A 12,546-nucleotide genomic window follows, 5' to 3' on the forward strand; every position below is an offset into this window, starting at 1 on the left:
CCGTGGGGGTCACCCCAGGTCGGGCGCGTGCATGGCCCGTACCCCCTCGATGTTGCCGTCGAGGTAGTGCCGCAGCGACAGTGGGACGAGGTGGACGGAGGCGATCCCGACCCGGGTGAACGGCACGCGGACGATCTCGTACTCCCCAACGGGTTCGTCGATCTCGGGTCCGTGTCGCAGGCCCAGGTCCATGGACACCAGTCGGCAGACGAAGAAGTGCTGCACCTTCACGCCGGTCGCACCGCCGTCCTCGCCGATGTGCTCGACGGTGTCGACGAAGCAGGGGACCACGTCGATGATCTTGGCACCGAGTTCCTCGTAGACCTCCCGGTGCAGGGCGTCGACGACGGTCGTGTCCTCCGGTTCGACTCCGCCACCGGGCGTGACCCAGTACGGATCGAGGCCGGGCTTGGTGCGTTTGATCAAGATCAGGTCGTCGCCGTCCAGCAGAACGGCGCGCGCTGTGCGCTTGACCACAGGTCGGACGGTCATGGGAGGAATGTGGCCCGGCTGGTTCCACGTGAAACATCGCGAATCGTCACCGGGTGAGCCCGGTGCGTGAGGAGCCGGAGGCGCGGAGGAAGCCGGTTCAGCACCAGTCGGCCGCCGCCCTCAGCAACCAGTCGTGCGCCCGTGCGATGTGCGGCATCGCCAGCGTGCCGGTGCGCACCACCAGGACGTAGGTCCGAAGCGGCGGCACCGGCGGTCGGTGCAGTTCGACGACGTCCCCGCGGCCGAGGGCGGCCGTGCACAGATAGCGGGGCAGCACCGCCAGACCCGCCCCCGCGGTCACACAGGCCAGGACCGCGCGCAGGTCGGGGACGATGACGACGCCCGAGGCCGCGGGGCGGGCGTCGAAGACGGAGGCCCAGTAGCGGGAGACGAAGGGCAGCGACTCGTGGACCTCGACCACAGGAAGATCCTCCAGCGCGGACGCTCCCCCGCGGCGGCCCAGTCTCTCGGTGTCGATCGGCCCGGCCCGGCTCGGCGCGGCGACCAGGACGTGCTCCTCGTCGCACAGCGGGGTGGCCGTGAACAGGGCCCCGCGTGGCCGGGCCGTGGTGATGGCGAGGTCGTGGTGTCCGGCGGACAGCCCGTCCAGGACCTCCTCTGCGGTCCCGAAGGAGGCGCGCAGGGCGAACCCCTGTCCGTCGTCGCCGGTCAGCCCGGTGAGGGAGGGAAGGGCGCGTTCGGCGGTGAACTCGGGCGGCCCGGCAAGGTGCAGCGTCCGCACGGATGATTCGTCGTCCAGGCCGGTCCCGGTGATCTCCACCAGGGCGTCGAGGTGCGGGGCGGCCTTGTGGGCCAGCTCGTCCCCGATGGTCGTCGGCGTCACACCTCGGGCCTGGCGCAGGAACAGGGGACGGCCTAGCTGCCTCTCCAGCGTGCGGATCTGTGAGGTGACGGCCGGCTGCGACAGGCCCAGCAGGGCGGCGGCGCGGGTGAAGGAACCGGCTCGGTGCACGGTCACGAAGGTGCGCAGCAAAGCCAGATCCATGAAGCGAGCTCCCCCTTCCCCTGCTTTCTCCCGGGCCGAGGCAGGGTCCAACTATAAATATGTCGATAGGTCTCTGTCGCTACTGTGATTGGACACTGACACAGAGTCAACTAGCCTAGTGCGCGCGGTTCTTCGCGCGCAGAACCGCAGGACGTCGAGCCACGAGGGGGGAGGCTCGGACCGTCCGCCGCACGGAGAAGGACACCCGCGGGGCATCCGTGAGCCGGTCACCACACCGACTCCTCCAGCGCGCGGAGTACGTCCGCCACCAGATCGTCCGGGTCCTCGGCGCCGACCGACAGCCGGATGAAGCCCTCCGGCACAGCGTCCCCGCCCCAGCGCCCACGCCGCTCGGCGGTCGAGCGCACACCGCCGAAGCTCGTCGCGTCGTCCACGAGCCGCAGCTCCTCGAGGAAACGCTCGGCACGCGCGCGCGTGGGCAACGTGAAGGAGACCACGCACCCATGGCGCCGCATCTGCCGGGAGGCCACCTGGTGCGACGGGTCGTCGGCCAGCCCCGGGTACCGCAGCCCGGTCACCTCCGGCCTTCCCCGCAGCGCCTGAGCGACGGCCAGGGCGGTGGCGCTCTGACGGTCCACACGCATCTGGAGCGTGGCGATCGACCGGTGCGCGAGCCAGGCCTCCATGGGCCCCGGGATCGCCCCGACGATCTTGCGCCAGCGTCGTACGGCCGTCATCGGTTCGCCGGAGCGTCCGGTGACGTAACCGAGGAGGACGTCGCCGTGCCCGGTGAGCTGCTTGGTTCCGCTGGCCACCGAGAAGTCGGCGCCGAGTTCCAGCGGGCGCTGCCCGAGCGGCGTCGCGAGCGTGTTGTCGACGGCCACCAGGGCCCCACGCGCGTGTGCCGCCTCGGCGAGACGCCGGATGTCGCAGACGTCGAGGCCGGGGTTCGAGGGGGACTCGATCCACAGCAGCTTCGCCCCGTCCAGAACGGCGAGCTGGGCGTCGCCGCCGGTCGGCGCGGTGCGCACCTCGATGCCGTACGCCTCCAGTTGGGCACGCACCAGGGGGAGCGCCTGATAGCCGTCACTGGGCAGGACCACGGTGTCCCCGGCGCGCAGCTGGGAGAAGAGCACGGACGAGATCGCCGCCATGCCGGAGGCGAACACGAGCGTGTCGACGTCGTCCTGCCCCGGCGCCTCCAGCTCGCCCACGGCGCGCTCCAGACGGGTCCAGGTCGGGTTCTCGTCACGGCCGTAGGTGTAAGGCCCCGTGGGCTCGCCGGGCAGGTGGAAGTGCGCGGCGAACACCGGGCCCGGCAGCGTGGGTTCGTACTTCACCGGCTCCGGAAGACCGGCACGCACAGCGCGCGTGCCCTCGCCGGTGCCTCCGGCCGCGGTGGGCTCACTCATGCCACTCGTCCTTCCATGTCCGCGCGAACCGCGGCCAGCAGGCCGACGCTCGCCTCCTCCACCATCCGCAGGCACTCCTCGAAGCCGTCCCGGCCCCCGTAGTACGGGTCGGGAACGTCCAGGTCGCCGTCCGCTGCGGGGGCGTACGCGCGCAGCAGGCGAATCTTCTGGGCGTCCTCGTCGGTGGGGGCGAGGCGGCGCAGGGCCCTGAGGTGGCCGGCGTCCAGGGCGATCACGAGGTCGAGGCGGGAGAACCAGGACCGTTCGAACATGCGGGCCGTGTGTTCGACGGAGTAGCCGTTCTCCTCCAGGACGGAGAGGGTGCGCGGGTCGGCGCCCTCGCCCACGTGCCAGTCGCCCGTACCGGCACTGTCCACCTCGACCAGGGCTGCGAGACCGGCCTCCGCGACGCGCGCGCGGAAGACGGCCTCGGCCATCGGGGAGCGGCAGATGTTGCCGGTGCAGACGAAGCAGACGCGGTAGTTCATCGCACGCTCAGTCCTCGTCGGGCAGGACGACGTTGAGGGCCCAGGAGACGACGGAGATGATCAGGCCACCCAGGACCGCGGTCCAGAATCCCTCGACGTGGAAGCTGAGGTCGAGCTTGTCGGCCAGCCACGAGGTGAGCAGCAGCATCAGCGCGTTCACCACCAGGGTGATCAGGCCGAGCGTGAGGATGAAGAGGGGGAAGGTCAGCACCTGCACGACGGGCTTGACCAGGAAGTTGACCAGGCCGAACAGGAGCGCCACCACGATCAGGGTGCCGACCTTCTTGCCCGTGCCGGCACCGGTCAACGTGATCTTGTCCAGCAGCCAGACGGCGACCGCCAGGGCGCCCGCGTTGGCGATCGTCTTGACTACAAAATTCTTCATGTGTCTGATCGTGGCAGAAGAGATCGGCTACGAGGGCGGACGAGGGCGATGAAGGCATTCCGGTTGGATGAACTGGAGGCGGAGAGAGCCGCCAACGATGGGGCCTACCTGCAGTTTCTGCGGGAGCGGAACATGTCGGTCGGCCTCTACGCACTCGATGCCGGGGACCATGATCCCCAGAACCCGCACAACCAGGACGAGGTCTACTTCGTCGTGAGCGGGCGGGCCTCCATCACGGTCGGCCTGGAGACCACCCAGGTCGCGCGCGGAAGCGTCGTGTACGTGCCCGCCGGGGTCGCCCACAAGTTCCATCACATCAGCGAGGACCTGCGAGTCCTGGTCGTCTTCTCACCTGCGGAGGGCTGAGCGTCTCCGTCTGGCAGGGGACGCGCCACCTCGGGGTTCCCTAAGGGATCGGTCAGGGGAGGACAAGGGGTGCGAGGCCCCCGCAGGCACCCCCTTCGGCCCTAGCATCGACGGCAGGACACCGAAAGATCCGGGCCGTCAGTGGCACCGGACAGGACAGACGAGGACGAGGGCGATGCAAGAGATCTTCGCGGGACTGCCGTGGTGGGTGAAGTGGGTGGCGGTGCCGGTCATCGCACTGGTCGTGTTCGGCGGCCTGATAGCGAGCGTCGTCGGCTTCGTGATCGGCCTTCTGTTCAAGCTGCTGGTCTTCGTCGCAGTCGTCGGCGGACTGGTCTACGTGGTCCGCAAGTTCACGGCGGGGTCCTCGTCCCGCGGCGACTGGTGAGTGGTGCGGGGAGCGGGGACCGGTAACAGGATGCGCCGGTTCCCTCGGCCGGGGGAAGTTTTCCTGACAGCACGACCGTCTGCGGTGGCGGGCCGTTAAAGTCCGGAACCCCTCGCGGGGATGCACCCGCGATCGGTGCCCCCTCCCGTGTTCCCCGCACGGACCGCCCTCTCGAGCTTCGGGAGTGACCCTTGGCCACGGTTGACACCGCAGCATTCGCGGAACCGCACTCACCCCCCACCCGTCCGCATTCCACCACCCCCCCGCTCCAGCGGCCGGCGGACAGAGGCATCCCCGGACAACCGCAGTCCGCGGCGACGCTCATCGGTTCCGTACAGCGCGCCATGCGACTGCTGGAATCCGTGGCCCGGCACGACGGCGGGGCGCCGGCCAAGCAACTGGCCCGTGAGACAGGGCTGGCGTTGCCCACGGCGTACCACCTGCTGCGCACCCTCGTGCACGAGGGCTACCTGCGGCGCGACAAGGGGATGTTCTACCTCGGCGAGGCCGCCGAGCGCCTCGGCAGCAGCGGGGCCGCGCAGGAACGTCGCAGCACCGTGGCCGCCACCCTCGCGCACTGGCGCGATTCGATCGGCGTTCCGGTGTACTACGCCCGCTACCGGGACGGCGAGATCGAGGTCGTGTGCGTCTCCGACACCCCGGGTAATCCAGCTGTCGAGGAATGGGCGGACTTCCGCGAGACCGGGCACGCGCACGCCATCGGCCAGTGCCTGCTCTCCCAGCTGGACGACAAGGCCCGCCGCGACCATCTGGACCGCTACCCCGTGCAGTCGATCACCCCGTACACCGTCCGGGACGACCACACCCTGTTGCGGCGGCTGGCCCAGGTGCGGCGGATGGGGACGGTCGTCGAACGGCAGGAGTACGCGCTGGGCACGGTGTGTGCCGCGATCCCGATCACGGTGGGCACCACCGCCGCCACGATGGCCATCTCCCTCCCCGCTCACCAGGCCGACCGGCTGCCCACTGCCGTGGAGCAGTTGCAGAGCGAGATCGGCCGGGTGCTGGGATCACTTGCGGTCTCTATCAGTATCTGAAAACTCACTCCTTGTGATCTGTTGTGTACGTTCAGCAAGATGCGTGCAGTGTCAGGGGTTGATTCCCAGCCAGTCGACGGCAATGACGGGGAAGGCGATGCGCGAGTCCGTGCAGGCAGTAGAGGCAGAGGTCATGATGAGCTTTCTCGTTTCCGAGGAGCTCTCGTTCCGCATCCCGGTGGAACTGGGCTACGAGACCTGCGATCCGTACGCCGTACGGCTCACTTTCCATCTGCCCGGTGATGCCCCGGTGACTTGGGCGTTCGGGCGTGAGCTGCTCATCGACGGGGTGGGCAGGCCGTGCGGTGAGGGAGATGTGCGGGTCTCGCCGGCCGACCGGGAGGTGCTGGGCGAGGTGCTGATCCGGCTTCAGGTGGGGGGTGACCAGGCGGTGTTCCGCTCGTCGGCGGCTCCGCTCGTGGCCTTCCTCGACCGCACAGACAAGTTGGTCCCGCTGGGACAGGAGGGTGCGTTCGCCGACTTCGACGCCCATCTCGACGAGGCCTTGGACAGGATCCTGGCGGAGGAGCAGAGCGCCGGGTGAGGTCTGGACGGGGGCTCGTGGCGCAAGGTTGAAGGAACGCTTCTGCGGGGACGGGGCGTTCGAAGGGCGACGGCACCCCGTGGCTCCCTTCGAGCGCCCCGCCCGCGTCAGTGCTTGCGCCGCCTGCCCTTGCCGCCCCGAGAGCCCTGCTGCGGGGCGGGGCCCGACGTACCGGCCGATGTGGCCCCGGGTGTCGCCGGGGCCGTCTCGGGCAGCGCGCCGGTTCCTGGCCGGTCCGCCGAGACCACGAGTGCGGCGAGTGCCGTGGTGACCGGAACCGACGCGACCAGACCGATCGAACCGATCAGCGTGCGCACGATCTCCTCGGCGACCAGCTCGCTGTTGGCAACCGTACCGACACTGCTCTCCGCGATGGAGAACAGCAGCAGCAGTGGCAGCGCGGCGCCGGCGTAGGCGAGGACGAGCGTGTTGACCACGGACGCGATGTGGTCGCGGCCGATCCGGATGCCTGCCCGGTACAGCCCCCGCCAGCCCATCGACGGGTTGGCCTCGTGGAGTTCCCAGACCGCCGACGTCTGCGTGACCGTCACGTCGTCGAGGACACCGAGCGAACCGATGATGATGCCGGCCAGGAGCAGACCGCTCATGTCGATCGTCGGGTACAGACCGTGGATCAGACCGGTGTTGTCGTCCGTGTTGCCGGTCAGCGCCGCCCAGTCGACGAACCAGGAGCCGAGGACGCCGATCAGCAGGAGGGAGATCAGCGTGCCCAGTACGGCCACGGAGGTGCGGGCCGAGAGGCCGTGACACAGGTAGAGGGCGATCAGCATGATGGCACTCGCCCCGACGACCGCCACGGCCAGCGGGTTCGAGCCCTGCAGGATCGCGGGCAGGACGAAGAAGTTCAGCACCATGAAGCTGATGGCCAGCGCGACCAGCGCCATGACACCCCGCAGTCGCCCGACGACCACGACGGCGACGGCGAAGATGATGGCGAGCAGGCTCAGGGGGACACGGCGGTCCACGTCGGTGACCGAGTACTGAAGGTCCTTCGGCGCGGAGGGCTCGTAGGCGACCACGACCTTCTGGCCCTCGTGCAACTGCCGTGACTGGTCCGGCTGGACGATCTCGGTGAACGTACGGCCCTTGTCCGCGCCGGTGTCCACGCGGATCGTGGCCTTCTTGCAGGTGCCGTCCTCCTGCTGCTGCGCGGAGGAGCCCTCGGCGGTCGAGGTGTCACCGGTCGGTGTGCCGCCCGAGGCGTTCGCCGACGAGCAGCTGATGCTCTCGACCTCGGCGACCGTCGCCTGCTGTGTCTGCCGGTCGAAGCCGACACCGGTGCGCTCGTGCGCCGGGGCACCGCCGGGCCACAGCACGACCATGCCGACGAGTACGGCCACGCCGAAGGGGATGAGAACGGCCGCGATGACCTTGCGCAGATGTCGGGAGACGGGGGCGGCAGGACCGTGACTGTGGCTGTGCCCATGCCCGTGCCCGTCGCCTGCGCCGGGGCCGTGTCCACCGTGCCCGCCGCTGTGCCCGCCGCTGTGCCCGTTGCCGTCGTCCGAGCCGTGCCCGTCACCCGGACCCGCACCCGGACCCGGGCCGTGTCCGCGGCCCCCGCCTGCGCCCTCGCCTGCGCCTCCGTCACGGCCGCCGCCCTGGCCCCCACCGAACCCATGTCCTCCGTCACCGGGTACGTGTCCGGGTCCGCCGGAGCCGGGGCCGGCGCCCTGTCCGCCGTCAGGACCGAAGCCGTAACCGCCCTCGGGACGGGAAACCGGGCCGGAACCGGGTTGGGCGACGGGGCGGGGAGCGGAACCGCCACCGACGCCGTACCCCTGTCCTCGCCCGGGGCGTCCGTCGGGAGGAATGCCTGGCCTACGGGGCTGTTCGGGCGGTGGGAACGGGGGATGGGGTGTCGTGGTCACCGCCCGATCATCGCAAGAACGACAGAGGCCCACTGTTCACCGCGCCACAAAGGACGCTAGCGTGGAGGCACCTTTGCACACGCGGGAGCTCGGAGCACCGGGCTGAGAGGGCGCTGACCTCCGTCTTCGCGATGTTTCACGTGGAACGTCACCACAACCGAGTGATGTTTCACATGACACGTCGGCAGACGGAAGCCGCTGCGTCGACCGCTGAACCTGTTACCGGGTAATGCCGGCGTAGGGAGTAGGTCTCATGACCAACAAGGACGCACGCACGCCTGCCTCCGCGCAGACCTCCGACGAGGTCTCTGCCGACGGGGAGGCCGGGAAGTCCATCGGATGGCACAAGGCGTATGTCGAGGGCACCCGCTCCGACCTGCGCGTGCCGGTCCGTCAGGTGCATCTCACCAACGGCCGGTCGGTCACGCTGTACGACACCTCGGGCCCGTACACCGATCCGCTCGTCGAGACGGACGTCCGCAGGGGGTTGCCGCCTCTGCGGGAGAACTGGGTCATCGCCCGCGGTGACACGGAGGAGTACGCGGGCCGCCCCGTCCGTCCGGAGGACGACGGGATCAAGCACACCTCGCCGCGCGGCGGGCTGCGCAACCTCGACGCGGTCTTCCCGGGGCGGCCGCGCCTGCCACGCCGGGGCCGTGACGGTCAGGCGGTCACCCAACTCGCGTACGCGCGCCGGGGCGAGATCACACCGGAGATGGAGTACGTGGCCATCCGGGAGAACGTGGAGCCCGAGGTCGTACGAGAGGAGATCGCGGCCGGACGTGCGGTGCTGCCGGCCAACGTCAACCATCCGGAGATCGAGCCGATGATCATCGGTAAGCGGTTCCTGGTGAAGGTCAACGCCAACATCGGCAACTCGGCGGTGACGTCCTCCATCGAGGAGGAGGTCGAGAAGATGACCTGGGCGACCCGTTGGGGCGCGACACGGTCATGGACCTGTCCACCGGCCGCAACATCCACACCACCCGCGAGTGGGTGCTGCGCAACTCCCCCCGTCCCCATCGGCACCGTGCCGCTCTATCAGGCGCTGGAGAAGGTAGACGGCCGGGCCGAGGAGCTGACCTGGGAGATCTACAAGGACACGGTGATCGAGCAGGCCGAGCAGGGCGTGGACTACATGACCGTCCACGCGGGCGTGCGCCTCCCGTACGTCCCGTTGACGGCCAACCGCAAGACCGGCATCGTCTCCCGCGGCGGGTCGATCATGGCCGCCTGGTGCCTGGCACACCACAAGGAGTCGTTCCTCTACGAGAACTTCGAGGAACTCTGCGAGATCCTCGCGGCCTACGACGTCACGTACTCGCTGGGCGACGGTCTGCGGCCCGGTTCGATCGCGGACGCCAACGACGAGGCGCAGTTCGCGGAGTTGCGCACGCTCGGGGAACTCAACCGGATCGCGAAGCGTTTCCATGTTCAGACGATGATCGAAGGCCCGGGACATGTCCCGATGCACAAGATCAAGGAGAACATCGACCTTCAGCAGGAGATCTGCGATGAAGCTCCGTTCTATACGCTCGGCCCGCTGACGACGGACGTCGCCCCGGCGTACGACCACATCACCTCCGGCATCGGTGCGGCGATGATCGCCTGGTGGGGTACGGCCATGCTCTGCTACGTCACGCCCAAGGAGCACCTGGGCCTGCCCAACCGTGACGACGTCAAGACCGGCGTCATCACCTACAAGATCGCCGCCCACGCGGCCGATCTCGCCAAGGGACACCCCGGTGCGCAGGAGTGGGACGACGCGCTGTCCGACGCCCGTTTCGAGTTCCGCTGGGAGGACCAGTTCAACCTGGCCCTCGACCCGGACACCGCCCGGGAGTTCCACGACGAGACACTGCCTGCGGAGCCGGCCAAGACGGCTCACTTCTGCTCGATGTGCGGACCGAAGTTCTGTTCGATGAAGATCTCCCATGACATCCGTCGTGAGCACGGCGGCAGTCGGGCGGAGGTCGAGGAAGGAATGGCGCAGAAGTCCAAGGAGTTCGCGGCCGCGGGCAATCGCGTGTATCTGCCGATCGCGGACTGACGCGCGGGGGATCGTCCTGGGGGCGGTGCTTCTGGGGAGGGGTCGGCACACTGGGGGTATGACAGCGCGATCCATGAGCAAGGGCGCCAATCTGCCGGTCGATGTGCCGTCCGTGCGCGTCGAGATCAGTTGGTCCGAGCTGGGTGGCGGGCCGGACGTGGATGTGTCGGCTCTGCTGCTGACCGCCGCCGGAAAGGTGCGTGACGACGCGGACTTCGTCTTCTACAACCAACCCCGGCATGCCTCCGGCGCCGTCACCCATCTGGGGAAGCGGAGCGCCGCCGGTGTCACTGCCGACACCGTCGAGGTGGACCTGCGTTCGCTGGAGAGTGCCGTCGCGCGCGTGGAGCTGTGCGCGTCCGCCGACGGCGGCACCTTCGGGCAGGTGGCCGGGCTCACGCTCAGGCTGATCGATGCCGGGAGCCTGGCGGAGCTGGCGCGGTTCGAGATGCGGGGAGAGACGGAAACGGCGTTCATCGGAGGTGAGTTGTACCTGCGGGCGGGCAGTGGAAGTTCCGTGCGGTCGGGCAGGGGTATGCCTCCGGGCTCGCGGGGCTGGCCACGGACTTCGGGATCAGCGTCGATGAGGAGCCCGCCGCCACGGCAGCCGACCCCGCGGCATCGGCCGTACGTACGCCGCTCCCGCCCCCGCCTCCCTCGGCTCCGCCAGCCTCCGCCGCCGTATCAGCGCCGCCTGCCGGGACTCGGCTCACCAAGGGGGAGGAGCACCTTCCGGTTGACATGCGCAAGCGGTTGTCCCTGCGGAAGGAGCAGGTCGCGGTCAGTCTGAGGAAGAGTGGTGCCTCGGGGGTCAGCGCGCGGGTCGTACTGGTGCTCGACGCGTCGGGGTCCATGTCGTTCCTGTACTCCGGCGGGGTGGTGGCCGACGTGGTCGAGCGGATGGCCGCTGTGGTGGCGGAGCTTGATGACGACGGCGAGATGCAGGCCTGGACGTTCGCCTCCGACCCTGCCCGGCTGCCGGACCTGCGCCTGGGCGAACTGCCCGAGTGGCTGCGGCTGCATGTGCGGGTGGGGGAGATCAGCCTCTTCCGGCGGAGCAAGAAGCCGCGCAAGGGGCTGCAACCGGGCCAGGTGGACATGCGTTCGGTCGGCATCCAGAACGAGGAACAGAAGGTGATCGCCCAGGTCAGAGACTATGTTCGGGCGAATCCGGCGGCGGTGCCGACGCTGGTGCTGTTCTTCTCCGACGGAGGTGTCTACCGCGACGCCGCGATCGAGAAGGAGCTGCGCGCGGCGGCGGATGAGCCGATCTTCTGGCAGTTCGTCGGGCTCGGCCGCTCGAACTACGGCGTTCTGGAGCGGTTCGACACTCTGCCCGGCCGACGTGTGGACAACGTCGGCTTCTTCGCCGTGGACGACATCCGCACGGTCCCGGACCAGGAGCTGTACGACCGTCTCCTGTCCGAGTTCCCGAGCTGGCTCATGGCCGCGGGGCAGGCGGGCATCCTCTGACCGGCATGCCGACTGACGCCGTCGGCCTCCTTTCGTCGGCCGAGGACGCCCGGGACAGCCGGGCCCAGGCGGCCCGCTGCCGCGGCGAACCGGCGGGGCCTGCGGCCTGCGCTCCCCTGGGCGGGGGCGCAAGCCGGGGGCCTATTCCGGCTGGTGTTCCGGCCCCCCGAAGTCCGGACTGCTGTAGTCCGGGCTGCTGTAACTGGGGCGGGAGCCGGCCGAGGTTCCTTCGTCGGGACTGCTGAAGCCCGGACGGTCGTAACCGATCTTCGGCAGGCGGCCGGTGGGTGGCGGCGGGGCCGGTGCGGGGTCGAGTGCGGCGCTGGTGCCGGGGTTGGCGAGGGCCTCGCGCAGGAAGGGCAGGATGCCCCGCTCCAGCAGGGCTTCCCGCCAGGCTTCCTTCGCGCGGTCCACCTCCTCGCTCAGTTCGCTGTACGGGCCGGCCGCCAGGGAGGGACGGTTGCGCAGGGCGGTGAGCAGGAGGCCGACGGTGGCGACGAGGATCGCGGCCGCGGCCACGGCCCCGAACGTCCATCCGGTGGTGAGCATCGCCTTGGCGAACGCCGGCTCGGGGTCGAGCATCCGCAGGATGTAACCGACGAGCAGGAAGATCACTGCGGCGGTACCGGCGAGGACCGGGGTGAGCACGGCGGCGATGGCGACGGCGCCCGCTCCGGCGACCTCGGCGGCCTCCCCCATGGTGGCGGCGAGGCCCATCCCGCCCACGCCCGGCTCACCGGTGCCGGACTCATGCCCGGCCGAGGACGGGGAGGACGGCGCCGGATGGCGCAGTTCGGCGCGGACCTTCACATAGTGCTGGTACTCCGTCGCCGCGGACGCCGTGATGAGCGCGGAGGCGTTGAGCGCCATGGTGCGCAGTTGTTCGGGGTTGAGCCGCTGTCCCCCAGCGGCCAGTTCCGGGTGGTGTGGTGCGGAGCGCAGCGCCTCGTCGAGGATCCGCTCGTACTCCTGGCGGTCCTCGCTGTGCAGGTGCTGCGGAACGCTGTTCATGTGCATCCCCCGATGCTCCG

The 12,546-nt window shown here is 69.6% G+C and carries 11 protein-coding genes and 2 pseudogenes; 6 read left to right on the top strand and 7 right to left on the bottom strand.

All coding sequences use genetic code 11. The features are described from left to right. Window positions 1–9: 9 nt before the first annotated feature. From BM536_RS28290 to BM536_RS28310, 5 genes are all read right to left on the bottom strand, one after another. Window positions 10–492 (bottom strand): NUDIX hydrolase, encoded by a 483-nt coding sequence (locus BM536_RS28290; protein WP_073491239.1) that lies wholly within the window; start codon window positions 490–492, stop codon window positions 10–12. Between the two features lie 97 nt (window positions 493–589). Then, window positions 590–1,498, bottom strand: a complete 909-nt coding sequence (locus tag BM536_RS28295) for a LysR family transcriptional regulator (RefSeq protein WP_073491240.1) — start codon at window positions 1,496–1,498, stop codon at window positions 590–592. A 227-nt stretch (window positions 1,499–1,725) separates the two neighbouring features. Next, window positions 1,726–2,871: a cystathionine gamma-lyase gene (locus tag BM536_RS28300; protein WP_094103670.1), complete on the bottom strand. Its 1,146-nt coding sequence runs from the start codon at window positions 2,869–2,871 to the stop codon at window positions 1,726–1,728. Continuing rightward, window positions 2,868–3,359: a low molecular weight protein-tyrosine-phosphatase gene (locus BM536_RS28305; RefSeq protein ID WP_073491241.1), complete on the bottom strand. Its 492-nt coding sequence runs from the start codon at window positions 3,357–3,359 to the stop codon at window positions 2,868–2,870. Before BM536_RS28305 ends, BM536_RS28300 begins: the two co-directional genes overlap by 4 nt. Before the next feature lie 7 nt (window positions 3,360–3,366). Continuing rightward, window positions 3,367–3,744, bottom strand: coding sequence for a phage holin family protein (locus tag BM536_RS28310; RefSeq protein WP_073491242.1), 378 nt, complete (start codon window positions 3,742–3,744; stop codon window positions 3,367–3,369). A gap of 48 nt (window positions 3,745–3,792) precedes the next feature. Here BM536_RS28310 and BM536_RS28315 point away from each other — a divergent pair, with 48 nt between their 5' ends. The 4 genes from BM536_RS28315 to BM536_RS28330 all read left to right on the top strand — a co-directional run bounded on the left by BM536_RS28315 (window position 3,793) and on the right by BM536_RS28330 (window position 6,100). After that, entirely contained in the window at window positions 3,793–4,110 is a 318-nt protein-coding gene (locus BM536_RS28315) for a cupin domain-containing protein (protein WP_073491243.1), read from the top strand. Between the two features lie 175 nt (window positions 4,111–4,285). Next, entirely contained in the window at window positions 4,286–4,498 is a 213-nt protein-coding gene (locus BM536_RS28320) for a DUF5326 family protein (RefSeq protein ID WP_073491244.1), read from the top strand. Window positions 4,499–4,842: 344 nt separating this feature from the next. After that, window positions 4,843–5,556, top strand: a complete 714-nt coding sequence (locus BM536_RS28325; protein WP_073491245.1) for an IclR family transcriptional regulator — start codon at window positions 4,843–4,845, stop codon at window positions 5,554–5,556. Between the two features lie 97 nt (window positions 5,557–5,653). Beyond that, window positions 5,654–6,100, top strand: a complete 447-nt coding sequence (locus tag BM536_RS28330) for an SsgA family sporulation/cell division regulator (RefSeq protein WP_073491265.1) — start codon at window positions 5,654–5,656, stop codon at window positions 6,098–6,100. Window positions 6,101–6,207: 107 nt separating this feature from the next. Here the strand turns inward: BM536_RS28330 and BM536_RS28335 are convergent. Further along, window positions 6,208–7,647, bottom strand: a pseudogene (locus BM536_RS28335) (YibE/F family protein); the annotation flags it as partial. A 598-nt stretch (window positions 7,648–8,245) separates the two neighbouring features. Between BM536_RS28335 and thiC the strand changes: the two are divergent. Both thiC and BM536_RS28345 read left to right on the top strand, forming a co-directional pair. Beyond that, entirely contained in the window at window positions 8,246–10,042 is a 1,797-nt protein-coding gene (gene thiC, locus BM536_RS28340; protein ID WP_245873847.1) for a phosphomethylpyrimidine synthase ThiC, read from the top strand. A 58-nt stretch (window positions 10,043–10,100) separates the two neighbouring features. Next, window positions 10,101–11,515, top strand: a pseudogene (locus BM536_RS28345) (VWA domain-containing protein). Between the two features lie 141 nt (window positions 11,516–11,656). On the opposite strand, the gene BM536_RS28350 reads toward BM536_RS28345, so the two are convergent. Next, window positions 11,657–12,532, bottom strand: a complete 876-nt coding sequence (locus tag BM536_RS28350) for a hypothetical protein (protein ID WP_073491246.1) — start codon at window positions 12,530–12,532, stop codon at window positions 11,657–11,659. Between the last annotated feature and the right edge of the window lie 14 nt (window positions 12,533–12,546).

Source organism: Streptomyces phaeoluteigriseus, from assembly GCF_001896135.2.
Classification (GTDB): Bacteria; Actinomycetota; Actinomycetes; order Streptomycetales; family Streptomycetaceae; genus Streptomyces; species Streptomyces phaeoluteigriseus.